This is a genomic window from Mesorhizobium salmacidum (SeqCode), from assembly GCF_037179605.1.
Taxonomy (GTDB): Bacteria; Pseudomonadota; Alphaproteobacteria; order Rhizobiales; family Rhizobiaceae; genus Mesorhizobium; species Mesorhizobium salmacidum.
The window spans coordinates 95,597-119,889 of sequence record NZ_JAPYKS010000007.1 but is presented as its reverse complement, the minus strand read 5'-3'; the positions used below and the strand labels follow the sequence as shown (position 1 = coordinate 119,889).

The window sequence follows — 24,293 nt, the reverse complement described above, 5'->3', positions numbered from 1 at the left end:
CTGTGCCAGCTCTGTCGGCAGGTCGAAGCTTGTCGCGATGCTGGGTTATTCCGTGGCAGTGCCACGCAGCAGTACGTTGAGCCCGATCGCCATCACCTTGGCTGATTCCACCATGTCCGATACGCCGACCCACTCGTCCGGCCGGTGGGCGAGATCGAGAATGCCGGGTCCGTAGGCGATGCAGTCATAGAGGTAGCCGATGCGAGCGATATGCTTCTGGTCATAGGTGCCGGGCGAAATGACATAGTCGGGCTCGCGGTCGAAGATTGCATGAATGCCTTGCGCCACCGCCTTGACCACGGGCGCGTCGCGCTCGGTCATCAGCGGCAGTACTTCCATCAGGTCGCGGATTTCATAATCGAACTTTTCGCGCTCGCGCTTCAGTCGGTCGAGAATGCCGGTCACTTCGGCTTTGACCGTGGCGAGATCCTCCTCGAGCAGGAAGCGGCGGTCGATGGTCAGCCGGCAAGAATCGGGCACGTTGGGCGAGGGCAGGCCGGGCCGGAAATCCTCGGTCTGGCCGCCATGGATGGAATTGATGTTCATGGTCGAGCGCCTGGCGCCTTCCGGCACCACCGGCATGCGCGTGATCTTGCGGTCGAGCGCCGGAAACAACTCGTCCTCGAAGGCCCGCAGGACGGCGCCCATGTGGCGCACCGCATTGTCGCCGAGAAACGGCATCGAACCGTGCGCGATCTCTCCCTTGGTCTCGATCTCCGCCCACCAGACGCCGCGATGGCCAAGGCAGATGCGGTCCTTGTTCAACGGCTCGGGGATGATGACGTGGTCGACCTTGGGTTTCGAGAAATAGCCGAGCCTGGCCAGATGGGCGACGCCGCCGAAGCCGCCGGACTCCTCATCGACCGTGCCTGAGATCTCGATGGCGCCGGGAAAGTCGGGGAAGACTTCCATGAAGGCTTCGACAGCGATGATGGAGGCGGCGAGGCCGCCCTTCATGTCGCAGGCGCCGCGGCCATAGACCTTGCCGTCCCTGATGACGCCGGCAAAGGGATCCACGGTCCAGCCCTCGCCGGCCTCAACCACGTCTATATGCGAATTGAAGTGGACGCAGGCGCCGGGTGACCGGCCGTCGAAACGGGCGACGACATTGACGCGCGGATAGCGATCGGTGTCGCCGGGCGTGCCTTCGGCGCGGATGAACTCGGTCTCAAAGCCACGTTTCCTTAGCCGCGCACCGATATAGTCGGCGCATGGCCTGTAGGCTTCGCCGGGTGGATTGACGGTCGGAAAACGGATCAGGTCGGCGGTCAGCGCCACCAACTCGTCGCGCCTGATATCGATTGCCTTGAGGAGTCGCTCGTTCATGCCGCGATTTGAGCAGCGATCGCCGTGGTTTTGCAAGCCCGTCGATCAAACCGTGCAACGTGTCCCTGCGGCAACTATCGCGGGAAATCGTTCAAATTAGCTGCTTTGGATTGGCGAATTGATCAAGGACTGTGTGTTATCCGTTCACCGCCATTAAAAAGGTGAAAAAGAACGTGATGGCGAGCAGGCAAGGGGCAATCAAAGGGGTTTGATCGCATGAAAATGTCATTTCTCAAGGCAGCAGTATTGGTTGTTGCGCTGTTTGGCGCATCGGTCGCAGGTGAGGCGGCCACATTGGTGGCGAATATCGACGTGTCGTCGCAGACAATGACGGTCCGCTATGGCGCTTCGGTCTATCGGTGGGCCGTGTCGACCGCTCGGCCAGGCTATTTCACGCCACGCGGCACCTACCGGCCGCAACGCACGGCGCGGATGTGGTATTCGCGCAAATACGAAATGTCGCCGATGCCTTATTCCGTATTCTTCCATGGCGGCTATGCCATCCATGGAACAGGCGCCGTCAGGCAGCTCGGCCGCCCGGCTTCGCATGGCTGCGTGAGGCTGCATACGGCAAATGCCGCGGCATTCTATTCGATGGTGCGCGAGGTCGGATTCGGCAATACGCGCATTGTCGTCACCAATTAGGCAATTGGCGGTTCACTGATATTGGCTTTGTCTGCTGGCGGAGGAACTCACGTTCCCGCCAGCGGCTTGCTCAGGTATCTGAGGCGGGAGCCGGGTTCGGCCGCTTTTTTCGCCGCCAGTTGCTGATCTCCCACCTTTTGTGGAACCACATCCACTGGCCGGGATCCTCGCGCACCCAGCGCTCGACGACGTCGTTCAGCATCTGGGTGGTGGCGTGGACGTCGACGCTGCCGTCGGCGGTGCGCGGCAAGACCAGCTTGTTCTCGATCTCGAGCCGGAAGCGGTTGCCCGGCAACCTGACGCAACGCGCCGGATAGACATCGCAGTCATAGTGACGGGCAAGGGTGCCGAGCACGCGGTTGCTCTGGCAGGGACGGCCGAAGAAGGTGGTGTCCAGGCCGTTGGAGAATTTCTGGTCGACGAGAACGCCGATATTGCCGCCATTCTCCAAGACTCCCGCTAGCGCGAACGAGGCACCAGCCATCGAAGGCAGCAAGCCTCCCATGGTCGACCGCCTTGTCGAAAGGATGTAGTCGGCCAGGTAGGGGTTGTTGGGCGGCCGAAACAGCGCCGTGATGTTCATGCCGAAGGTCGCGGCCGCCACCGGCAGCAGCTCGAAATTGCCGAGATGGCCGGTGAAGACGATATGCGGCTGCTTCTCGGCCGCGATCTCGACGAAATGCTCTGTTCCCTTGACCTCGACCCGACCCGGCTTGCCGCCGGCGGGGTCATAGTCGAACAGGGCGTCCAAAAAGATATATTCGGCGGCAAGGCGGGCCATGTTGCCCCACATGTCGGACGCGATGGCCTGGATTTCACCATCATTCTTTTCCGGATAGGCCTTGCGCAGATTGTCGATGGCGACTTGGTGGCGCCCGACCCTTGGGCCGATGAGGCGAGCCGTGCGGTCGGCAAAATTCAGCGCGCTGTCGACCGGCAGCAGGCGCAGCAGCGACATGATGATCATCGCCGCGCGCGCGACAAGCCAGTAATTCATCTGGCGCAGTTGTCTGCCATAGCGAAATGTCAGATCCCGGCGAACCTTCTTGAGCACGGAAATCGAGGCTCTAGGCGATGCGCAGGATGATCTTGCCGAAGACGTCGCGGCCTTCCATGCGCTTCAGCGCGGCATCGATATCGTCGAAGCCGACCTCGGTGTCGATGACAGGCGCGACCTGCCCCGCGGCCATCTTCTGCATGGCGTTGGCCATGTTCTCCATGCGGCAACCGAAGGATCCGAGCAGTTTCAACTGCTGCTGGAAGAGCTGCATCAGGTTGATCTGCGTCGACACGCCCGAGGTCGAGCCGCAGGTCACTAGGCGGCCACCGCGCTTCAGGCACAGCATCGAGCCGGCAAAGGTGTCGGTGCCGACATGCTCGAACACGACGTCGACGCCCTTCTTCTTCGTCAGCTTGCGCACGACACCTTCGAAGCGGTCGTCGCGGTAGTTGATGACGTGGTCGGCGCCGAGCGCCTTGGCCTTGTCGATCTTGTCGTTCGAGCCGACCGTGGTGATGATCGTGCAGCCCATCCGCTTGGCCAACTGGATAGCCGCCGAACCGATGCCCGATCCGCCGGCATGGACAAGGATCGTCTCGCCGGGCTGCAGCCTGGCATTGTCGAACAGCATGTGCTCGACGGTGCCGAAAGTAACGGGTGCTACCGCGGCCCCGATGTCGGTCACGCCGGGCGGGGCGGGGACCAGCAGGCGCGCCGGCAGGTTGATCTTCTCCTGCGCGAAGCCGTCGAGATGGAAGCCGTGAACGCCCGAAACATGTTCGCACAGATTGTCGCGGCCTTCGTGGCAGGCGCGGCAGAGGCCGCAGGTGCGCGCGCCGTAGATCGACACCAATTGTCCGGGAAGCAGGCTGGAAACGCCGGGACCGACCGTCTCGACCTCGCCGGAAGCCTCGGCGCCGACGACCAGCGGCAGCTTGCGCTTGGCGAAGGCCATGCCACGCCAGCCCCAGACGTCGATATGGTTCAGCGCCACTGCCCTGATGCGCAGCGTGACCTCGCCAAGCGCGGGGGGTGGCGGAGATGGCAGGTCCACCGTTTCAAGGCGGCGGTCCTCGATAAGTTGCAGTGCGCGCATGGAGCCTGTCGGTTCTGTTAAGCGGAAAGGGCTCGCTTAGACCGGTTCCCGCGCCATGACAAGGCAAGTGTTCTGGCCGCCGAAGCCGAAGGAGTTCGACAGTACAGTGCGAACCTGTGCATCGCGCTTCTTGTTCGGCACGACGTCGAGCACGATCGCAGGGTCGGGATTGTCATAGTTGATGGTCGGGGGAATGACGCTTTCGCGCATCGTCATCAGCGAAAACGCCGCTTCGACCGCGCCCGCCGCCGACAGCGTGTGGCCGATCATCGACTTATTGGACGAGATCGGCATAGAGCCGATGCGCTCGCCAAACACCGTCGACAGCGACAGGTGCTCCATCTTGTCGTTTTCCGGCGTCGAGGTGCCGTGGGCGTTGACATAGTCGATCTCGTCTTCGCCGAGGCCCGCATCGGCAAGTGCGGCCCGGACAGCGGCAATCGCCGGCGAACCGTCCGGCTTGGAGCGGGTGCGGTGGAAATCGTCGGCCTTTTCGCCACAGCCGCTGAGGATGCCAAGAACGGCGGCCCCACGGGCGAGCGCCGCCTCCAGCGATTCCAGCACCAGAGCGCCGGACCCCTCCGCCAATACAAAGCCGTCACGGTCTTTGGAAAACGGCTTGGAAGCCTTTTCCGGATTGTCGTTGTGAGTGGAAAGAGCCGACAGCAGCGAGAAGCGGATCAGCGCCTCGGCGGTTGCCGAACCGTCGGCGCCGATCGACAGGGCCCGGTCGCATTCGCCACGGCGGATCGCCTCGACGCCGAGCTGGATGGCGGTCGCGCCGGAAGCGCAAGCCGTCGAGAGCGTGATCGGCAGGCCGCGCGTGCCGAACCGGTCGGCGAGCCGGTCGGCGATCGACCCGAACTGGGTGGTTTCGAAGACATCAAGCTCCTTCAGGCCGCGCGCCACACGCAGCAGCCTTTCGGCGCCGGAATCCTGTTTGTCGGAATTGTAGAGCGAAAAGCGGTCGTGCCAGTCGAGTTCGACCGGTGGCGAGGCGAGGAACAGAGGGCCGCCGAAATCACCGGAATTCAGCCCGGCTTCGCCAACGGCCTCCGTCGCCGCGGTTTCCGCCAGCTCGTAGGTGAGGAGGCTTGCTCCCTTGGAGCTCGACGGCAGAAAGTCGACCATGCCGGAGATGCGCGTGTTGAGGTGATCGACCGGGAAACGGGTGATCGGGTGGATGCCCGACTTGCCCGAAGTCAACGCTGCCCAATTATCTGATTTGCCGACGCCGAGCGAGGTCACCACCCCGATGCCGGTGACGGCGACAACGGGCCTGCCCATGTGATCTCTGAACTTGGCCATCCGGGAGCCCCTCTTAATCTCTGCGGCATGATCGGGAAACGCCGCCTCAGGCGGCGTTGACCAGCGCCATGCCCTCGAATTGGTGATAGCCGATCGCCGTCGCAAGGACGCTCGCGGGAATGCCTTCGAATGGCTTTTCGGCCGTAGCGTCAAAAACAGGGTAGGCGGCCTTGCGGTCGACAGCCAATGCCGCCAGCGCCACGGCGAAGGGGAACTGTGCTTCCTTCATATGCCCGGTCAGCGTCGAAAAACCGCGCGTGGCGATTGCCGGATCGGCATCGAGCGCTGATTTCTCGGCAATGGTTGCCGCATGTGCGCCGGATGCGCCGGACATGGCGAGCAGCTTGCCGTTCGGCGGCGCCGCCTGTTTGAGCAGGAGAGCGATCTCGGCATCGAGTTCTCCGCGCGACCGCCTGGCGCGGCCGGACACGATTTGTCCGAGCTCCGCGTAAATCTTGCGCCCGCGGCTTGCCGCGTGTTCGCGCTGCTCAAGCACCAGGAAGGCCCCGCCGGAACCTGACACCACGCCGCCGCCCTCGGCGCCCTGCCTTTGCCAGACAGGCTTCCACGGGCCGCGATGCAGATAACCGGCCAGTTCATAGCCGAGCAGCATGTCGGAATGTTCAGTCTGGAAGGCGCCGCCGACCAGGATGTGCGTCGACTGGCCGGAGCGGATGCGCGCGGCCGCGGTCTCGACGGCGGCGACGCCAGCGCCTTCCTCGCCCATGAAGGTGCGCGACGAGCCCGTCACCTTGTGGACGATGGAGATGTTGCCTGCGAGCAGATTGGAAAGCTGCGCCAGGAACAGAGTTGGGCGCAGCTCGGTGGTCAGCTTCTCGTTGAGCAGCACGTCGCGGTCGTTGCGGTTTTCCGAAGCGGCGAGAATGTCTGCGTCGACCGCTTCGTCGCGCTCGCCGCCGCCGGCTGCCACGACCATGTCCATGGTGGTGCACAGCTCGTCATGGCCCTTGATGCCGGCATCGTCCAGGGCGAGGCCCGCGGCATAGGTGCCGAGCCTCTGCCATGTCTCCATCTGCCGCTGGTCGCCGCGCTTGGCGATCTGAAGGTTCCAGTCGATCTCGGGCAGCGGATGGACGGTGTAGGGTGCAAAGCGCCCGGCTTCGAGCACCGGCTCCCGGCCGGGTTGCGCCAGCTTCTGCCAATGGGCGTCAGGACCTTCCCCCAGCGAGGAAACAAGGCCGATACCTGTGATGACGACGTCGTGGGGGCTGCTCATGGGCGGCTTTGTGGGTCAGGCGGCGGAGCGCGTCAAGTCACGCGCCCTGATGACCTCAGGCGGTCTTGGCGGCAACCAGCGCGTCGATCTTGGCGCACAGGTTCTTCATGACGAAGTAATCGTCGGTCGAAGCCTTGCCGTCATTGACTTCCTGGGTCCACTTTTCCAGCGGCACCTTGATGCCGAATTCCTTGTCGATGGCGAAGACGATGTCGAGGAAGTCGAGGCTGTCGATACCGAGGTCGTCAATGGTGTGGCTCTCGGGCGTGATCGTGTCGATATCGATCTCGCTGGTATCGGCAATGATCTTGGCGACTTTGTCGAACGTGGTGGAGTTCGTGGTGGACAAGGGCTCTTCCTTCTTTGCGGGCGGAATCTGTCCGCATTCGTTTGGGCGCTGTCTAATCGGTTTTTTCCGACAGGAAAAGGCCTGATAAGCCGGGCGCAGATGGGCAGGGCGCCCAGGAAACGCAAGAAGGGCCGCCGGTTGACCCGGCGGCCCTTCCATTGACGCAACGTAAGCTCAGCTGTCGCGGAGCTTGACCAGGTCGTTCAGCAGCCCGCCCGTTCCGTTGTGGACGGTCAGCCGCTCGACCTTGCCGGCGATGGTTTCCAGAGCCTCGAGCTCCTTCAACCGCAGCATCACCGGGTTTTCCGCCATCACCCTGGCAGTGTTGAGCAGGGAACGCGTGGCGTTCGTCTCCTCGCGCCGGCGGATGACGTTGGCCTCGGCCTGCTTTTCGGCCGAAACCACCTGGTTGAGGATCTCGCGCATCTCGCCCGGCAGGATGACATCCTTGAGCGCGATATCGCTGACCTCGACCCCGATCTCGGCCATGTCGGCCCGGACCTTGGCCGCCGCCTCTTCGTCGACCGTCACCTTCTTTTCAAGGATCTGGTCGAGGGTGAGCGCGCCCAACGTCTTGCGGAAGGCGTACTGCAGGGCGCGGTAGAGGGCCTCGGAGAAGTCCTTCACCGCGCTCACCGCCTTGACCGGATCGACGACCCGGTATTCGGCGGCGATGTTGACGCGGATCGTGACGCGATCCTTGGTCAGCACTTCCTGCCCGGCGACGTCGAGCGACTGGCGCTTGAGGTCGACGACCTTGATCTGCACCATCCGTCCGACGTTCCAGAAGCCGTGCACGCCAGCGGCAAGCGTCCGCACAAGGACACCGTCGATGAACAGCAGCCCGGCCTGGCCGTCGACAACCGGGTGAACGGACATCATTTCCGCCTTCCGAGCCTGGCCGAGCCGGCGCATGACCGGCGGATCGATGGCAAGATCGGCCGAGGTGTCGATCACCGTCACCTTCCACGGTCCGGCATCGGTCCACAGCACCAGCTTGCGGTCCGGCGCCAGCACGGAATGGAGGTTGCCGTCACGCTCGATGACGGCGACTTCCGTGCGTCCGGTGCGGATGACGGTAAAATGACGCGCGGCCACGTCCGGGAGCTTGTCGAACAACGCCTTCTCGTACACCGAAACGAATTCCGGGTTCTTCAGATCGTGCCGGGACACCTCAAGGCTCTGGTTCCGGTTGGCGAGCCAGTGCTCACCCGGCAGCAGGACAGCCTTGATCTCCCCCTTGTGGAGGGTGAGGGCACGTTCGTTTTCTCTTACGAGGACGCGCTCGCGCCCAAGAACCTTGTCGAGAATAGTCGTCATTGTCTTACTCCTGTCGGGCATGGCCCCATGCGAGGCGTCACGTCATGCGTCGATCTTCCCTTCGTTTCTCGTTTCACTTCGAATTCCGGCACGAATGATCCAGGGACTGGTGGCATCAATCCGTGGCGGGCCCCCGGGAGCGGATCGCGGGGCAGCGAAGCGGGCGCCGGAGGCCAAAACCTCCCTTGCCGGCGACGCTGCGCCTTGACCATCACCGCGAGCCTGGCCGCGAGCCGATGGCATCGGACCTTTCGATACGGCTTTGGCCCGAAGGCTTCGGCCGTCCGTCAGGTCTTCAGCATTCCAGTCCCCGGACCGTTTTCAGATAACACCTGGCAGGGTGCTGGCTTATCAGGCCAATGGAGAAGGAATCGAACCTTCGACAATCAGATTATGAGTCTGATGCTCTAACCAAACTGAGCTATCCGTGGTGCAGACGACGGGACTCGAACCCACAACCTCCGGATTAAGTCCGGCGCTCTCCCAATTGAGCTACATCCACGATCCCAATCCCCAAAGCGGCGCCGTATACAGGGCGGCAAAGCCGCCTGCACGGGCGGAGACGAAAGCTCCAACCGTTGTGCTCGCTTCGGTTTTCGTGACCGGGAGCGCGCCTATAGCCCCTGCGACGGGTTGTCGCAAGCGGCATTGTCGCGGCCAAATCGCGGCTTCTTGCGGCGGTGGCATTTCGGCAACACTGGTTGCCGCGCCTGCGATCGGGAGCTGCGGTCTCAGAAGGTGACGCGGCCGAGTACGCGCAAGCCGTCGCCTTGCGGCTCGACCACCACCGCTTCGCCTTCGCGCGGCGAAACGCCGGTCAGCGCCACGATGTTTTCGAGATGGGTGACCATGACCATATTGTCGGAACCGGTATAGGCGCGGATTTCCTTCATAACCGCCGCGATCTGCGCCGCCTTGTCCGCCGCATCGCTCTTCAAAAGGTCGAGGGGGGCAAAAAGCTCCGGCTCGGCCTCGAAGGCGGTGCGCGCCGTGTCGAGGCAGCGGCAATAGCGGCTGGACAAAATGCGCTCGATGGGAGCCGCGCGGGCGGCAAACAGGGCGCCGATCTTGCTTGCCTGCTGCTTGCCGCGCGCCGACAGATTGACCTGGGTGGCGCAATTGCCGATCTCGAAATTGGCCGGGTCGGTGGTGCCGGTGACCATAGCGTGGCGCAGCAGCACGACATGGCCGCCGTCGCGCAGCAGCGCCCAGCCGGCGTCCGTCGCGTGCGCGGCGGCGGGGACGACAAGCAGGAACAACGCCAAGGCTAACCGGATCATCGCCACCCTTCCATGAGTCCGTATCGGGCTCCAACCATTCGCATATAGAGATTGGAACGCGGGCACAAAGACAAGCCGGGCGTCGGCCGCGTCTCAAGCCTCACTTTTTGGCGAGCTGCTGCTTCACCAGATCGATCTTCTGGTCGGTGAGCGGGATGGGGATTGTGTAGCCGGCTTCGGTAAAGCCCTGTTTGGCGTTCTCGAAGAACGCGATCGCCTTGAGGTATTCCGGCTTGCCGCCGCCATAGCTGGCGCGGTTCCAGTGGATGTCGCCAAGGTTGTTCTGTTCGAAGGCCCACTGCATGGGCTGACTTTCCCTGGTGAACACTTTCAGCGTCGCCGTGAAAGCCGCCTCGGCGTTATCGAGATATTTGCCGGTCCGTTCGATGTTGCCGAGGTTGAGGAGGCTCATACCGATACCGTTCTGGGCGTTGGCCCAGTCGACGGGTGCCGTCTCGATGGTCAACACTTCAAGCGCCGCACGCCGCGCGGCGATCGAATCCTGCAAGGTCCTGGGGTCGGCATTGCTCATGCTCAACCAGTGCAGCGTCGAGCCGAGGCCAGCCTGGGTCAGCGCCCATTGCCGCGGGTTGGTCTCGCGTTTGTACTCGCGCAAAGCTTCGCGGTAGGCGGCAATCGCCTCGCTGTAGTGTTCGGGCTTGTCCGTCACGCCGCCAAGAAGCTGGAGCGTGTTGCCGAGATTGTAGTAGCTCATCGCCCAATCAAGGGGAAATTTCCGTCTGACATAGACCTGGCGGGCCGCCTGGAATGCCGCGGCCGACTGCTCCAGCCTGGATGCGTCGCGGGTGCGCTGGCCAAGCGTCTGGTAGATCGAGCCGAGATTGTTCTGCGCCGACGCCCAATCCATCGGGAAGCGCTGCTTGGTGAACACCGTCAATGCATCGTCATAGGCTGCCGCCGCCTCTTCAAGCGTGCCGGTGCCCATGTCGAAACGGGCGACACCACTCAGCGCATTGCCGAGGTTGAGCCGGCTGGTGGCCCAGGAGACGGGGAATGTGTCGCGGGTTCGCACTTCGAGCGCGGCGCGAAAGGCGTCGACGGCCTCGTTGATCCTGGCCTTGTCGTTGAGCTGGATGCCGAGGGTCACAAGTGTGTTGCCAAGATTGTTCTCGACCATCGCCCATTCGACCGGCGTCTTCTGGCGCGTGTATTCCTCGAGCGCCAGCCGGTAGGCCGCTTCCGCCCGGGCCAGATGCTCGCCGCCGGGTTCACGTTCGGAGAGCGCATAGAGCGCGAGGCCAAGATTGTTCTGCGAGGAAGCCCAGTCGAGGGGAACCTTGTCGCGCGGGCGCTTTTCCAGCGTGGCACGCATCGCCGCCACCGCCTCGTTCAAGCGCTTCGGGTCGCTCTCGCGTTCGCCGATCTTCAACAGCACGTTGCCGAGATTGTTCTGGGCGGCGGCCCAGTTGAGATCGTCTTTCACACGTTCGAACACAGCCAGCGAATCGCGAAAGATCTGCGCGGCCTCTTCGAGATGCGCGGTCTCGGTCTCGCGCTCGCCGATGTTCTGCAGCACCACGGCCGTAGTCGAAGACCAGCGCCGACGCGTCGGCCCGCTTGGCGTAGATCTCGGCATCGGCGATGCGCTTCTGCTTGATCAATTCCTCGGCCTGATCGACCGTGTCGTTGGTCGCCTCGACCCGCCCCACGGCATCATCGAGGAATTTTCGCGCCGTGGCGATCGCGCCCTGGCCGATGGCCTTGTCGGCGGAAGCGACCAGACGCTTAATCTCCGGGTCGTCGGTGCGCAACGCGGCGCGCTCGGACATCATCTTCTTCAGGCGCTCGGCCTGCGCATCGAGCACTTTCCGCAGGTCGGTCGGATCTTCGGGGATTTTCTCGGTGCCGAGTGCCCGCAGCACGCCATAGAGTGCATCTAGCGGCACGCCCTGCTGCAGCGATGCCAGTTCCACCTGTGCCCGCTTGGGGTCCGGCAGCTCGGAAATGGTCAGCAGCAACTGCCGCCGCTCACCGGTGATCAGCCCGTCATCGCCGGTCGGCTCCAGCGGAGCCACGCCGAAATAGAGCAGGCGGCGCAGGCTTTCGTTGACCCAGGGGCGCTGCTTCGCCTTGGTGTCGAGATAGACCTCTTCTGTGACCATGCGCATGACCGAGCCGAATTCGGTGCCTTTCATCGCCGCGAGGTGGCGCAGCAGGGCGGCCGCATAGGGGCTGTTTTCGCCAGCGGCGCCATCGAGCGCCGGACGGCCGGGTTCCGCGGCGAAGCCGATCACCGTGCCGAGGCTCGCATCGGCCGCCGGCTCGTTGCCGAGGGCCCTGGCGCCGCGCACCGGTTCCAGTCCCCCCGCGCCGATCGGCTCGGCCGAAGCGGTCGGCGCACGCCGCACCACGGCACTTGATGGAAACGGATTGGTGCGGCAGGCATCGAGCAGCACGATCGTCACCGGCACCGTCTTCTTCAATTCGTCTATGACGGCGGAAATCGGCACCAGTGCCTGATCGGCATCCTTGAGCGACGAGACATCGGCGTCGACCGGAACCAGATAATTCTCGCCACCGGCCTCGATGCCGTGACCCGAGTAGTAGATGAGAGCGACGTCGGCGCCCTCGGCATCCTCGACGAAGCGTTCGAGGTCGCGCTTTAGCTTGCTGGCATCGCGGTCGGTGACGTTGCGGGCGTCGAAACCGAGATCGGTCAACATCTTGGCCATGTCGCGGGCATCATTGGCCGGGTTGGGCAAGGCAGCGATGTGTTCGTATCTGGACTGACCGACGATCAGCGCCACGCCCTTGAGGTCTTTTGCCTCGGCAGCCTGAAGCATCGACGCGGCCACGGAGACAAGCATGGCGACAAACAATGTCAGCCACGCACGCCCGAAAAGACGCAGTTTCGAGGTTTCGACAAAGGTCATTTGTCGTTCCGCCCTGATGATCCAAACCCTCTATAACCCTGGCAGCCGACGATGATCAAATTCGGGCGCGATTGCGCCGCGACCGTGGCTCGCCTATCCCTGAAAAATGTCTCCGCTCACCGAAACCGTCCTGTTCGTCTTCAGTCTTGTCGCGCTCGGCTATCTCGCCGGGTACACAGGCTATCTGAGACCGGCGAGCGGCGAGGGGATATCCGACTTCGCGGTCTCCGTGGCAATGCCGCTGCTTCTGTTCCAGACCATGGTCAAGGCCGATTTCCATGGCGTGGCGCCATGGCCGCTATGGGGTGCCTATTTCACCGCCGTGGCGATCACCTGGGCGGCGGGCCATGTCGTCACCACGCGAATCTTTGGTCGCGATGCGCGAGCCGGGGTCGTCGGCGGGGTGTCATCGGCCTATTCCAATGTGGTGCTGCTCGGTGCCCCCTTCATCCTTGGCATATTTGGTCCGAGCGGCTTCGAAGTGCTGTCGCTGCTGGTCTCGGTGCATCTGCCGATCATGATGATGGCTTCGATCGTGCTGTTCGAGATGTTCGGCCGGGGCAGCGGCGACCATGTGCATCCGTTGCGCGTCATCCGCAGCTTCCTGAGACGGCTGTTCATAAATCCGCTGATCATCGGCATTCTCTTGGGGCTGGCATGGCGGCTCAGCGGCGTGCCGTTGCCCGGTCTCGTCATGCGGCTGGTCGATGCGCTGGCGAATACGGCCGGGCCGGTGGCGCTGTTTGCCATGGGGCTCAGCCTGCGCCGCTTCGGCATATCAGGCAATGTCCGCCCGGCCTTGGCGCTTTCGGTGCTCAAGCTGTTCCTGATGCCGGCGCTGGTCCTTGTCTTCGTCTGGCTGCTCGGCCTGCCGCCTTTGACTGCCAAGGTGGCGGTCGTGGTGGCGGCGCTGCCGTCCGGCATCAATTCCTATCTCATCGCCGTCCAGTTCAACACCGGCCAGGCGCTGGCATCGAACCAGATGACCATCGCCACGGCTTGCGCGGTCCTCACCACCGCCTTCTGGCTGACGGTGGTCCTGCATGTCTTCGGGTGAGATTGACGACGGCGCATGCCAACCCGCCCTCGTCTTGCGCTGGTCCAACCCCTATATGCCATCTTGCGATTGCTTGCGGGGCTTTCCCTAGGTTAAGAGCAATGGCTCCAGCGTGCGGCCCTGCCTGCGCTTTACCGAAGACATCCAGATAGCGGCCCGTGAGCGCCGAACGGAGGCTAGACCATGCTTCAGAAAACCAGCCATTTCATGCGCCAGGCCAATCTCATCAACGGCGAATGGGTGCAGGCCGACAGCGGCCAGACGGTCGATGTGAACAATCCAGCCACCGGCCTCAAGATCGGCACGGTGCCGAAGTCGGGCAAGGCCGAGACACGCCGCGCCATCGAGGCGGCCGACGAAGCTTTCAAGACCTGGCGCAAGACGACCGCGCTCGAACGCTCCAAGCTGCTGCGCAAGCTGCATGATGCGATGATGGACAATCAGGACGTACTGGCTGAACTGCTCACCATCGAGCAGGGCAAGTCGCTGTTCGAGTCCAAGGGCGAGATCGGTTCGGCTGCCGCCTACATCCTGTGGTTCGCCGAGGAAGGCCGCCGTACTTATGGCGACGTCGTGCCCTCGCCATGGGCGGACCGTCGCATCCTGGTGACCAAGGAACCGGTCGGCGTCATTGCCGTCATCACACCGTGGAATTTCCCGTCCTCGATGCTGGCCCGCAAACTCGGTCCCGCACTTGCCGCAGGCTGCACCGCCGTGGTCAAGCCGGCCTCGCAGACGCCGTATTCGGGTCTCGCCTGGGGAGCGCTGGCCGAAGAAGTCGGCTTTCCCAAGGGCGTCGTCAACATCCTGACCGGCGCCGCTGGCGAGATCGGCGACGAAATCTGCGCCAATCCGCTGGTCAAGAAGATCACCTTCACCGGCTCGACCGAGGTCGGCAAGATCCTGATCCAGAAATCGTCGGTCACCGTCAAGAAGGTGTCGATGGAGCTCGGCGGCAACGCGCCGTTCATCGTCTTCGACGACGCCGATGTCGAGCGTGCCGTGGCCGGCGCGATCACCGCCAAATATCGCAATTCCGGCCAGACCTGCGTCTGCACCAACCGCTTCCTCGTCCAGGCCGGTGTTTACGACAGGTTCGTGGAGAAGCTCGCCGCGGCCAGCAACGGACTGAAGGTCGGTTCCGGCCTCGAAGAGGGCGTCCAGCAGGGGCCGCTGATCGACGAGAAGGCGGTCGAGAAGGTCGAGGAGCTGATCGCCGATGCCACCTCGAAGGGCGGCAAGGTCGTCGCCGGCGGTCATCGCCATGCGCTGGGCGGCTCGTTCTTTCAGCCGACGGTCATCGCCAACGCGACGCCGAAAATGCGCTTCATGAAGGAAGAGATCTTTGGCCCGGTCGCACCCGTGTTCAAGTTCGAAACCGAGGAAGAGGCCGTCGCGCTCGCCAACGACACCGAGTTCGGCCTTGCCTGTTATTTCTACACCGGCGATCTTGGCCGCGCCTTCCGGGTCATGGAACGCCTGAAATACGGTATGGTCGGCGTCAATGAAGGCCTGATCACCACTCCGGAAGCGCCGTTCGGCGGCGTCAAGGAATCCGGACTTGGCAAGGAAGGCGGACATCAGGGCATCGAGGATTACCTCGATACCAAATATGTGTGCATCGGCGGCCTCGGCCTCTGATAGGCTGGTGCTGGGGCAGGCTGGTAAACCTGCCCAGGCTGAACAACCAGCCGAAGTCCTTTGGATCCACTGGCATTTGCGGGCATGATGATGAAGGACGGCGAGGTTTTCGGCACGACGCAGGCAGGCGAACCGATCCGCCGCTTTACGATCAGGGGCGGCGGCCTCACGGCCAACGTCATCGGGCTTGGCGCCATCGTCCAGGACCTGCGCCTGATCGGGCACGACGCGCCGCTGGTCCTCGGCTACAACAATCTGGAGGCCTATGAGACCGACACTGGCTTCTTCGGGGCCGTTGTTGGGCGCTACGCCAACCGCATCGGCGACGGCCGCTTCACAATTGGCGGCAACCGCTACCAGACCGAGCGCAACTTCCTGGACAAGCATACGCTGCATGGCGGCTCGCAAGGCTACTCCCACCGCCCATGGGCGGTTTCGCTGCATGGCAGGGACTTCGTCACGCTGACATTGCACGATCCCGATGGCGCGATGGGCTTTCCCGGGGCGCTCGACGTTACCTGCACCTACCGGCTGAAAATTCCCGGCACGCTCAGCGTCGAACTGACGGCGACCTGCGAGGAGCCGACGCCGTGCAATCTCACCCAGCATTCCTACTTCAACCTCAATGATGGCGGCACGGGCGACATTCTCGACCACAGGATGATGCTGAACGCCGGCGCCTATCTGCCTGTCGACGGCGACATGATCCCGACCGGCGTGGTCAAGCCGGTCGACGGCACGCCCTTCGATTTTCGTCAGGCGCGGCCGCTGCGCATGGAGACCGAGGGCGAGCAGCTGCCCTACGACCAGAATTTCTGCCTGGCCGCGGCGCGCGGGCCGCTCAAACAGGCAGCGTGGGTGCAAGGGGCGAATTCCGGCGTCGAAATGGAAGTCTGGACCACGGAACCCGGTGTCCAGCTCTACACCGGGCAATATGTGACGCCACGCATCGGTCTGGAAGGACGGAACTATAAGGCCTTCAGCGGCTTCTGCCTGGAGCCGCAGATATGGCCCGACGCGCCGAACCGGCCCTATTTTCCGCAGGCGACGCTATGGCCGGGCGCGATCTACCACCACGTGACCGAATATCGCTTCCGGCAGAATTAGCTTTTTCAGAGCTTGTCGAACGCCGCTCGTAGCGTCTCGAACGGCGCCAGTGCGCCGCGGACCTGCACCACGGCAGCGGCAACGCGATGGGCTCGCCGGGCGGCTTCCTGTGGGCTGTGGCCGGCAAGACGAGCGGCGAGATAGCCGCCATTGAAGGAATCCCCGGCACCTGTCGTGTCCACGGGCACCGCGACATGGATTGCGGCGACCTCCCGCAGCGCTCCACCCTCGGCAATCAACGCCGGCGCTTCGCCGTTCTTGACCACGACCTCCCTGACCAATTGACCGAGGCGATCAGCGGTCGCCTGCGGTGTGTCGTCGCCGAACAGCGTCTGTTCGTCCGGGAAAGTCGGCAATGCGATGTCGGTGACGGCAAGCGCTTCGACGATCGCTGCCCGCGCGTCCTCGCGGCGGCGCCAGAGCCGTGGCCGATAATTCGGATCAAAGGCGATCAGCGAGCCCGCCGAGCGTGCCTTAGCCACAGCCGCCAGCAGTGCCTTGCGCGGGGCCTCGTCGAGAATTGCCAAAGTGATTCCGGAAAAATACACAAGCTCCTGATTTTCTAGGTTTTTCGACAATGCCGCTGGATCCGACGCAAGCTGCCTGGCGGCGGCGTCGCTACGCCAGTAGGTGAAGGAGCGCTCGGCGCCGGTCAGCGTGATCGCATAGAGGCCGGGGCGGGCGCCCGGTATCACCGGACTGGAGCCGATGCCGATGCCGTTTTCGGCGAAGAAGGCGATCTGGCCCTGTGAGAAGGGGTCGTCGCCGAAGGCCGAGACATAGGTTGCCGGCCGGTCAGGGCTGAGCGCATGCAGCGCCCACAGCGTGTTGAACGTGTCGCCGGCAAAGCCCATGCGCCAGTTCGGGCCGGTCTGTCCCGACAGTTCGAGCATGCATTCGCCGATCGAGGCGACGCCGTTTCCCACCATCTGCAATCCTCCAGTGATTTCGGTGCTGTAGCTTTTTGCCGGACGCAGCGCCATGCTTGGCAAGCAGGCTTTTTTCCGCCACAGCGTTTTCCCACAGGCTGGCGGGACGCGATCCGCCCGGCAGAACGTTATCCGCAGAAGAGGAACCGGTTTGGCATCGTTATGGCGTTATTTCCTGGCAGGTCTTGGTCTGGCTGCTTTGCTGGTCGGCGTTCTCGCGGCCGTCTATCTGACGGCGCCGCATTCGGCACAGCCCGTCGGCCCGGATGTCTCGCGGACCAAGAAAACCGACAACGGATTGTACGTAGCGAGTTTCGTGCCGGAACACGGCGTGGTGCGGCAGGGCGAGCTGGAATCCTGGCTGCTGACGCTGAAGACAAAGACAGGGGCTTCAGTGGAGCGAGCCGCGATCACCATCTCCGGCGGCATGCCGCAACACAATCACGGTCTGCCGACCAGCCCGCAGGCGACCGATTATCTGGGCGAGGGACGCTACCGGATCGAAGGGGTGAAATTCACCATGAGCGGCTGGTGGCAACTGCGTTTCGCCATATCGTCCGGCGCGGGCTCCGACACTGTGCTGTTCAACGTGGTGCTGTGAGCGGTCGATGAGGCGCTTTTTCTGCTTTTTTGCGCTGACGGTGGCGGCCATCCTTGCCGGTTGCGGCAAGCCGGATTTTTCCGATGCCGAGAAGAAAATGATTGCTTCACTGGCATTGAACACACTGCCAGCGCTGAAGCCGGACACCACCAATCGCTTTGCGGACGTGCCAGCCGCTGCCGCACTCGGCTCGACGCTGTTCTTCGACGTCGGGATGAGTCGCGATGGCACTGTGTCCTGCTCGACCTGCCACAAGATAGACCGCCAGTTCCAGGACGACCTGCCGCAGGCGGTCGGCGTTGGGCGCACCAACCGGCGCACCATGCCACTGGCCGGTGTGGCGCGCGACCCCTGGTTCTTCTGGGACGGCCGTCGCGACAGCTTGTGGGCGCAGGCGCTGACCCCCCTCGAAAACCCGTTGGAACAGGCTGGAAACCGCACCGGCTATGCGCATTACATGAAGACACGCTTCGGCGAACGCTATGAGCGGATCTTCGGGCCATTGCCTGATTTGTCCGCCATTCCGCCGAATGCCAGCCCGCTCGGAAGCGATGCCGAAAGGGCAGCCTGGAACGCGATGAGCGGCGCGCAGCGTGATGCGGTCAACCGCGTCTACGCCAATATCGGCAAGGCGATCGCCGCTTTCGAACGCTCGATCGAGCCGTCGCCGACGCGCTTCGACCGCTTTGCGCTGGACCTTGCCACAGGCGCCGAGCCGAAAGGCGATGCGGCCTTTTCGCAAGAAGAAATCCTTGGACTGAAACTGTTCATCGGCAAGGCCAATTGCGTGACCTGCCACAACGGCCCGCGCTTCAGCGACAACGGTTTTCACAACACGGGCGTGCCGCCTGTCGCCGGCCTGCCGGCGGACCGTGGGCGGGTCGATGCGGTGGCCCAGGTCGAGGCCGACCCGTTCGACTGCTTCGGCGCCTATCGCGATGGCGACGCCAGTGCCTGCGGCGAACTGCGCTTCATGGTCAAGGATGCGCCGGAACTTGTGCGCGCCTACAAGACGCCGTCGCTGCGCGGTGCGGCGACGCGTCCGCCTTACATGCATGCCGGGCAGTTTTCATCGCTCGACGAGGTTGTGGCGCACTACGCCAAAGCGGCAGGAAGCGTTGAGGGCACCTCTGAAATTCACCCGCTTGAGCTGTCCGACCGCGAGCGCGCCGCACTGGTGGCGTTCCTGAAGACGTTGTCGGAATGACGCCAAGGGATGAGCAGTTGAAAAAATATTGCAAAAAAGATATATTCTAACCCGATGAGCTGGTCAGTCGAGTTTCTCAATGTCGAGGTGAGACGGGAGCTGGAGGCCCAGCCAAAAGATATTCTCGCGAGCTTTCTGCGGATATCGCGGCTGATCGAGGTGCATGGGCTGCAGAAAGTCCATGAGCCATATGTGAAGCATCTGGAAGGCCCGCTCTGGGAAATGCGGATGAAGGGCCGGGATGGCATTGCTCGCGCGGTCTATGTCACTGCCTTCGAACGCCGCGTGGTTGTGGTGCGGGTGTTTGCCAAGAAGACCCAGAAGACGCCGCGAAACGAGATCGAGCTCGCCCTAAAGCGAGCGAAGGAGGTTCCATGAGCCGAAAAGCAATTTCCGTCGAGGACGCCGCTAAGGAGTGGTTCAAGGACCCGCAATTCGTTGTCGAATACGATGCCTTGGAGGAAGAATTCGCCATAGCCGAAGCCTTGATCAGGGCACGAGGCGACGCCGATATGACTCAGGAACAGGTCGCTGCGGCCATGGGAACCACACAAGCCGTGATCGCTCGCCTGGAGAGCGGCCGAAACATGCCCTCGACCCGAACCTTGCAGCGCTTCGCAAAGGCGACCGGATCGAAATTGCGCATCAGCTTCGAGCCGGGCAAGCCGAAGTCACGCGCCGGCCATTAAGCGTCTACCTATCCTTCACCGTTTCCATCGCCACGAAGGTCGAGGTCTGGGCGACGTGGGGCAGGGCCGAGATGCGCTCGCCGAGCACGCGGCGGTAGGCGGCGATGTCGCGGGTGCGGACCTTCAGGAGATAGTCGAAGCTCGACGCCATCATGTGGCACTGCTCGATCTCCGGCACGGCCTGTACCGACCGGTTGAAGGCATCGAGCACGGCGGATCGGGTGTCCGACAATTTCACCTGGACGAAGGCGACATGGCCTTCGCCCATGCGTTCGCGGTCGATGATCGCCTGGTATCCCCTGATATAGCCGTCCTTCTCCAGCCGCTTCACCCGCGCCTGCACCGGTGTCTTCGACAAGCCGACCTTGGCGGCCAGTTCCGACATGGAAAGCCGGCCGTTGCCGGCCAATGCCGACAGGATGTTCCTGTCGATGCGGTCTAATTGGTCTTCTGTCATCGAAACCGCAGCCTGAATCAACAATTTTCTGCAACATGATAGGTCAATTGAGCTGCCCTGTCGATTTTTTCAGACCGCCTGAAATCTGGCACTTGTGCTAGCTTGCGCCATTAGGTCCGGTGACCGCCGGCCGCTCCCTTATGCTTGCTCATAGGACCGCCATGCCGCTCGACGCCATCCGCCAGCAGATCCGTGCCAATTATTTGCCCGACGAAGACGCAGCGGTTAAGCGATTGGCCGAGGCGACCGGGCTTTCTGCCGGACACCGCAAGGCGATCTCGGCCCGCGCGGCCGACCTGGTGCGGGCGGTGCGGGGCTCCACCGATCCCCGGCTGATGGAGGTCTTCCTCTCCGCCTACGGTCTCTCCACCAAGGAAGGCGTGGCGCTGATGTGCCTGGCCGAGGCGCTGTTGCGCGTGCCCGACACCGAGACGATGGACGATCTCATCGCCGACAAGATCGCACCGCACGATTGGTCTGCGCATTCCGGTGGTTCGAGTTCCATTTTCGTCAATGCCTCGACCTGGGCATTGATGCTGACCGGGCGCGTGCTCGACGAAGGCGAGGGCGGCATCGAAGGCACGCTGCGCTCGATGGTGCGAAGGCTGGGCGAACCCGTCATCCGCAAGGCGGTGGCCGCCGCCATGCGCGAGATGGGCGAACAATTCGTGCTTGGCCGCACGATCGCGGAAGCCGTCAAGCGCGGCCGGCCGATGACCCAGAGGGGTTATCTCTATTCCTTCGACATGCTGGGCGAAGCGGCTCGCACCGAGGCCGACGCCTTGCGCTACCACAAGGCCTATGCCGACGCCATTTCCTCGCTCGATGCCGGCTCGAACGGGCCAGATATCCGGTACAACCACGGCATTTCGGTCAAGCTCTCGGCGCTGCATCCGCGCTACGAGGTGGCGCAGAAGGAAGAGATGCTGCCTGTGATGGCCGAGCGGCTGTTGTCGCTGGCTCTGGCCGCACGGCATTCGCGGATGGGCATCAACATCGATGCCGAGGAAGCGGATCGTCTGGATCTGTCGCTCGACGTCATCGAGCGGGTGCTGGCAGAGCCGGAACTCGCCGGCTGGAACGGTTTTGGCGTCGTCGTGCAGGCCTATGGCCCGCGCGCGGCTTTCACCATCGACTGGCTCTATGCGCTGGCCAAAAAAAACAATCGCAACATCATGGTTCGGCTGGTCAAGGGTGCTTATTGGGACACCGAGATCAAGCGGGCGCAGACGCTCGGACTGTCAGGCTATCCCGTGTTCACGCGCAAGGCCAACACCGACGTTTCCTACATCGCATGCGCGAAAAAACTGCTTGGGATGACCGACCGAATCTATCCGCAATTCGCCACCCACAATGCCCACACCGTCGCCGCCATTCTGTCGATGGCGGACAACCGCGACACCTTCGAATTCCAGCGCCTGCACGGTATGGGCGAGGCCTTGCACGAAACCGTGCGCCGGTCGGAGGGCACGCGTTGCCGCATTTACGCGCCGGTCGGCGCGCATTCGGACCTGCTTGCCTATCTGGTCCGCCGACTGCTGGAGAACGGCGCCAATTCCTCCTTCGTGCATCAACTGACCGATGAGGACGTCGAGCCGGAGGACATCGCGCGCGATCCATTGGAAACGGTCGAACGCCAGGGTCCCGCCGCCAATCCGGCGATTGCCCGGCCTTCCCAGATATTTGGCGCGGGCCGTCGCAACTCGAAAGGGTTCGACATTACCGATGCGGTGACGCTGGCTGCTATCGACCAGGCCAAAGCGGCATTCGCGGGTCCGGATCGCTGGCACGCCAAGCCGATCACGCGCGCCGCCGGCTACGGCAAGCAGCGCCCGATCGTCAATCCGGCAAAACCTTCCGAGGTCGTCGGCATGGTTCACGAGGCCGCCGCCAAGCAAGTCGCGACCGCCGTGCGCATCGCGGTGGAGGCGCAGCCGGCCTGGGCAAAACGGCCGGTCGCCGAGCGTGCCGGCATCCTCAACCGCGCGGCTGACCTTTACGAGGCCAATGCCGTCGAGTTCTTTGCGCTCGCTACGCGCGAAGCCGGCAAATCGTTGGCCGACGGCGTCGCCGAGGTGCGCGAGGCCGTGGACTTCCTGCGCTATTACGCCACCGAGGCGGCGAATGCCGAGGCGGGCACGCAAGCGCGCGGCGCCATTGTCTGCATTTCGCCATGGAATTTCCCGCTCGCCATCTTCACCGGCCAAGTCGCGGCAGCACTCGTCACCGGCAATTCGGTGATCGCCAAACCGGCTGAGCAGACGCCGCTGATCGCCTTCCGCGCCGTCGAGATGCTGCGCGAGGCCGGTGTGCCGGAGGACGTCATCCAACTCCTGCCCGGCGACGGCCCATCGGTCGGTGGCCCGCTGACTGCGGATCCGCGTATTGCCGGCGTCTGCTTCACCGGGTCGACCGAGGTTGCCAAGCTGATCGAAAAACAACTGGCCGAGACCGCGGCGCCGGACGCCATGCTGATCGCCGAGACCGGTGGTCTCAATGCCATGATCGTCGATTCCACCGCGCTGCCCGAACAGGCGGTGCGCGATATCCTGGCGTCGGCCTTCCAGAGTGCCGGCCAGCGCTGCTCGGCGCTGCGCGTGCTCTATGTGCAGAAAGACGTCGAGAAGAAGATGCTGGAGATGCTGAAGGGCGCCATGGAGGCGCTCAATGTCGGCGATCCCTGGCTGATCTCGACCGACATTGGGCCGGTCATCGACGACGAGGCGCAGGCCTCGATCCGCGATTATTGCAAGACGATGGGGCTGCAAGGGCGGCTGATCGCCAAACTGGAAGCCCCCAAGGACGGCCGCTTCGTCGCGCCGCATGTCTTCCGGGTCAAGGGCATCGAGGAGATGGAGCGCGAGGTGTTCGGGCCAGTGCTGCACGTCGCCAGTTTCGACGCCGACCAGATCGACAGCGTCATCGCCGCCATCAACCGTAAGGGTTATGGCCTAACCTTCGGTCTGCACACCCGCATCGAGGGGCGTGTGCAGCATTTCGTCGACGGCATCCATGCCGGCAACATCTATGTCAACCGCAACCAGATCGGCGCCGTCGTCGGTTCGCAGCCATTTGGCGGCGAGGGCCTCTCCGGCACCGGGCCGAAGGCAGGCGGCCCGTACTATGTCAGGCGCTTCCGCAAGGGGCCGGAAGCAGGCACGGAAGTTGGCGAAGGCCACAAGGTTACGGCGACCGAGCTTGCCGACAATCTGCCCGATCCGGCGCTTGGCGGCTGGTCGACGCGGCCGGACCGGATCGCCATCCTGAGGAAGCATCTGCGTGGCAAGGGCGCGGCCGCGATCGGTGCCGCCGCCAGCATCGATTTCGGCCAGGTCGATTTGCCTGGCCCGACCGGCGAGGCCAACACGCTGTCGCTGTCGCCGCGCGGCCGGGTGCTGTGCCTGGGGCCGGACGCCGACACGCTGCTAGCCCAGACCATCCAGGCGCTCGCCGCCGGCAATGCGGTGCTGGCGGTGGCGCCAGGTGCCCCGGCTACCCTCTCCGCATTGACCGGGAAGGGCCTGCCGCTGGCGGCCATCGATGGCCGCCCCGATCCGGTCGAGGCGCGCTCGCTGCGCGTCGATGTCGTTGCTTTTTCAGGCACGCCCGAGGCGGCGCGCATCGTGCGCAAGGTCATCGCCGAGCGCAGCGGGCCGATCGTGCCGCTGGTCAGCGAGGTGCTCAATCCGGCGGCTTATGCGCATGAGCGGGCGGTCTGCGTCGACACGACGGCAGCGGGCGGCAATGCCAGCCTGTTGGCCGCTGCATAGACTGGTCGATACTTACGCGCCTTCGACAACGGAAAAGCCCTCGAATTGCGGGTGGCCGAGATAGTGGACCTTTGTCGTGCCGACATTGCGGTGGGCGGCGCGAAAATTCTCCGACTTGGTCCAGGCGACGAAATCGTCATGGCTGGCCCAGACCGTATGCGAGGCAAAAAGCGTGTAGCCTTCGGCCTCGTTGACCGGACCGCGCAGCAGATGGAACTCGCGGAAGCCTTTCATCTCGGCAAGGCTGGAATCGCGGTTCTTCCACACGGCTTCGAAGTCGGCCTCGGAGCCGGTCTGCACCTTGAAGCGGTTCATGGCGATATACATGGGGTTCCTTTCAGCAGGTCTCGAACGTTGATGATTGAGGCTTGAGTGAATGG

The 24,293-nt window shown here is 63.5% G+C and carries 22 protein-coding genes and 1 tRNA gene; 9 read left to right on the top strand and 14 right to left on the bottom strand.

Translation table 11 applies throughout. The features are described 5' to 3' along the window. Positions 1-45 precede the first annotated feature (45 nt). Positions 46-1,326 (bottom strand): acetylornithine deacetylase/succinyl-diaminopimelate desuccinylase family protein, encoded by a 1,281-nt coding sequence (locus tag O7A60_RS11715; protein ID WP_337106393.1) that lies wholly within the window; start codon positions 1,324-1,326, stop codon positions 46-48. A gap of 216 nt (positions 1,327-1,542) precedes the next feature. On the opposite strand from O7A60_RS11715, the gene O7A60_RS11710 reads away from it, so the two are divergent. Then, entirely contained in the window at positions 1,543-1,971 is a 429-nt protein-coding gene (locus O7A60_RS11710) for a L,D-transpeptidase (protein ID WP_337106392.1), read from the top strand. A gap of 70 nt (positions 1,972-2,041) precedes the next feature. On the opposite strand, the gene O7A60_RS11705 is transcribed toward O7A60_RS11710, so the two are convergent. The 10 genes from O7A60_RS11705 to O7A60_RS11660 all read right to left on the bottom strand — a co-directional run bounded on the left by O7A60_RS11705 (position 2,042) and on the right by O7A60_RS11660 (position 12,455). Beyond that, the gene (locus O7A60_RS11705; RefSeq protein WP_337106391.1) at positions 2,042-3,025 is read right to left on the bottom strand and encodes a lipid A biosynthesis lauroyl acyltransferase; all 984 of its coding nucleotides are present in this window, start codon (positions 3,023-3,025) and stop codon (positions 2,042-2,044) included. Between the two features lie 13 nt (positions 3,026-3,038). After that, the gene (locus O7A60_RS11700; protein ID WP_337106390.1) at positions 3,039-4,067 is read right to left on the bottom strand and encodes a zinc-binding dehydrogenase; all 1,029 of its coding nucleotides are present in this window, start codon (positions 4,065-4,067) and stop codon (positions 3,039-3,041) included. A gap of 36 nt (positions 4,068-4,103) precedes the next feature. Next, complete coding sequence (locus O7A60_RS11695; RefSeq protein ID WP_337106389.1) at positions 4,104-5,375, bottom strand: beta-ketoacyl-ACP synthase; 1,272 nt, start codon at positions 5,373-5,375, stop codon at positions 4,104-4,106. 46 nt (positions 5,376-5,421) lie between these two features. Continuing rightward, on the bottom strand, positions 5,422-6,612 hold the full coding sequence (locus tag O7A60_RS11690) for a beta-ketoacyl-ACP synthase (RefSeq protein WP_337106387.1): 1,191 nt from the start codon (positions 6,610-6,612) through the stop codon (positions 5,422-5,424). Positions 6,613-6,667: 55 nt separating this feature from the next. Further along, positions 6,668-6,961: an acyl carrier protein gene (locus O7A60_RS11685; RefSeq protein WP_027029416.1), complete on the bottom strand. Its 294-nt coding sequence runs from the start codon at positions 6,959-6,961 to the stop codon at positions 6,668-6,670. Between the two features lie 174 nt (positions 6,962-7,135). Then, positions 7,136-8,281 carry a slipin family protein gene (locus tag O7A60_RS11680; protein ID WP_337106384.1) on the bottom strand — a complete coding sequence of 382 codons (1,146 nt, stop codon included), beginning with the start codon at positions 8,279-8,281 and terminating at the stop codon, positions 7,136-7,138. Between the two features lie 356 nt (positions 8,282-8,637). Continuing rightward, a tRNA-Met gene (locus tag O7A60_RS11675) sits at positions 8,638-8,707 on the bottom strand. A gap of 305 nt (positions 8,708-9,012) precedes the next feature. Then, on the bottom strand, positions 9,013-9,561 hold the full coding sequence (locus O7A60_RS11670; RefSeq protein ID WP_140502685.1) for a histidine phosphatase family protein: 549 nt from the start codon (positions 9,559-9,561) through the stop codon (positions 9,013-9,015). A gap of 100 nt (positions 9,562-9,661) precedes the next feature. Beyond that, a complete protein-coding gene (locus O7A60_RS11665; protein WP_337106383.1) occupies positions 9,662-10,894 on the bottom strand; it encodes a tetratricopeptide repeat protein in 1,233 nt (410 codons plus the stop codon). Beyond that, positions 10,791-12,455, bottom strand: coding sequence for a caspase family protein (locus O7A60_RS11660; protein WP_337106382.1), 1,665 nt, complete (start codon positions 12,453-12,455; stop codon positions 10,791-10,793). The genes O7A60_RS11665 and O7A60_RS11660 overlap by 104 nt, the downstream gene beginning before the upstream one ends. Before the next feature lie 106 nt (positions 12,456-12,561). Here O7A60_RS11660 and O7A60_RS11655 point away from each other — a divergent pair, with 106 nt between their 5' ends. The 3 genes from O7A60_RS11655 (at position 12,562) to O7A60_RS11645 (ending at position 16,260) form a co-directional block, all read left to right on the top strand. After that, a complete protein-coding gene (locus tag O7A60_RS11655; RefSeq protein WP_337106380.1) occupies positions 12,562-13,512 on the top strand; it encodes an AEC family transporter in 951 nt (316 codons plus the stop codon). 183 nt (positions 13,513-13,695) lie between these two features. After that, positions 13,696-15,153, top strand: a complete 1,458-nt coding sequence (locus O7A60_RS11650) for an NAD-dependent succinate-semialdehyde dehydrogenase (protein WP_337106378.1) — start codon at positions 13,696-13,698, stop codon at positions 15,151-15,153. Positions 15,154-15,237: 84 nt separating this feature from the next. Next, positions 15,238-16,260 carry an aldose epimerase family protein gene (locus O7A60_RS11645; protein WP_337106377.1) on the top strand — a complete coding sequence of 341 codons (1,023 nt, stop codon included), beginning with the start codon at positions 15,238-15,240 and terminating at the stop codon, positions 16,258-16,260. 5 nt (positions 16,261-16,265) lie between these two features. Here O7A60_RS11645 and O7A60_RS11640 read toward each other — a convergent pair whose 3' ends face one another. Continuing rightward, positions 16,266-17,189, bottom strand: a complete 924-nt coding sequence (locus O7A60_RS11640) for a sugar kinase (protein WP_337106375.1) — start codon at positions 17,187-17,189, stop codon at positions 16,266-16,268. Positions 17,190-17,340: 151 nt separating this feature from the next. Between O7A60_RS11640 and O7A60_RS11635 the strand changes: the two genes are divergently transcribed. The 4 genes from O7A60_RS11635 (at position 17,341) to O7A60_RS11620 (ending at position 19,686) form a co-directional block, all read left to right on the top strand. Next, the gene (locus O7A60_RS11635; RefSeq protein WP_027144063.1) at positions 17,341-17,790 is read left to right on the top strand and encodes a FixH family protein; all 450 of its coding nucleotides are present in this window, start codon (positions 17,341-17,343) and stop codon (positions 17,788-17,790) included. A gap of 7 nt (positions 17,791-17,797) precedes the next feature. Continuing rightward, positions 17,798-18,997, top strand: a complete 1,200-nt coding sequence (locus tag O7A60_RS11630) for a cytochrome-c peroxidase (RefSeq protein WP_337106373.1) — start codon at positions 17,798-17,800, stop codon at positions 18,995-18,997. 87 nt (positions 18,998-19,084) lie between these two features. Next, entirely contained in the window at positions 19,085-19,375 is a 291-nt protein-coding gene (locus tag O7A60_RS11625) for a type II toxin-antitoxin system RelE/ParE family toxin (RefSeq protein WP_337106372.1), read from the top strand. Beyond that, positions 19,372-19,686 (top strand): helix-turn-helix domain-containing protein, encoded by a 315-nt coding sequence (locus O7A60_RS11620; RefSeq protein ID WP_140758293.1) that lies wholly within the window; start codon positions 19,372-19,374, stop codon positions 19,684-19,686. Before O7A60_RS11625 ends, O7A60_RS11620 begins: the two co-directional genes overlap by 4 nt. Positions 19,687-19,690: 4 nt before the next feature. Here the strand turns inward: O7A60_RS11620 and O7A60_RS11615 are convergent, their stop codons facing one another. Beyond that, positions 19,691-20,143 (bottom strand): Lrp/AsnC family transcriptional regulator, encoded by a 453-nt coding sequence (locus tag O7A60_RS11615; protein WP_337106370.1) that lies wholly within the window; start codon positions 20,141-20,143, stop codon positions 19,691-19,693. Between the two features lie 161 nt (positions 20,144-20,304). On the opposite strand from O7A60_RS11615, the gene putA reads away from it, so the two are divergent. Next, complete coding sequence (gene putA / locus O7A60_RS11610) at positions 20,305-23,913, top strand: bifunctional proline dehydrogenase/L-glutamate gamma-semialdehyde dehydrogenase PutA (RefSeq protein WP_337106545.1); 3,609 nt, start codon at positions 20,305-20,307, stop codon at positions 23,911-23,913. Positions 23,914-23,925: 12 nt separating this feature from the next. Here putA and O7A60_RS11605 read toward each other — a convergent pair whose 3' ends face one another. Next, complete coding sequence (locus O7A60_RS11605) at positions 23,926-24,240, bottom strand: antibiotic biosynthesis monooxygenase family protein (RefSeq protein ID WP_027144060.1); 315 nt, start codon at positions 24,238-24,240, stop codon at positions 23,926-23,928. Positions 24,241-24,293: the final 53 nt, after the last annotated feature.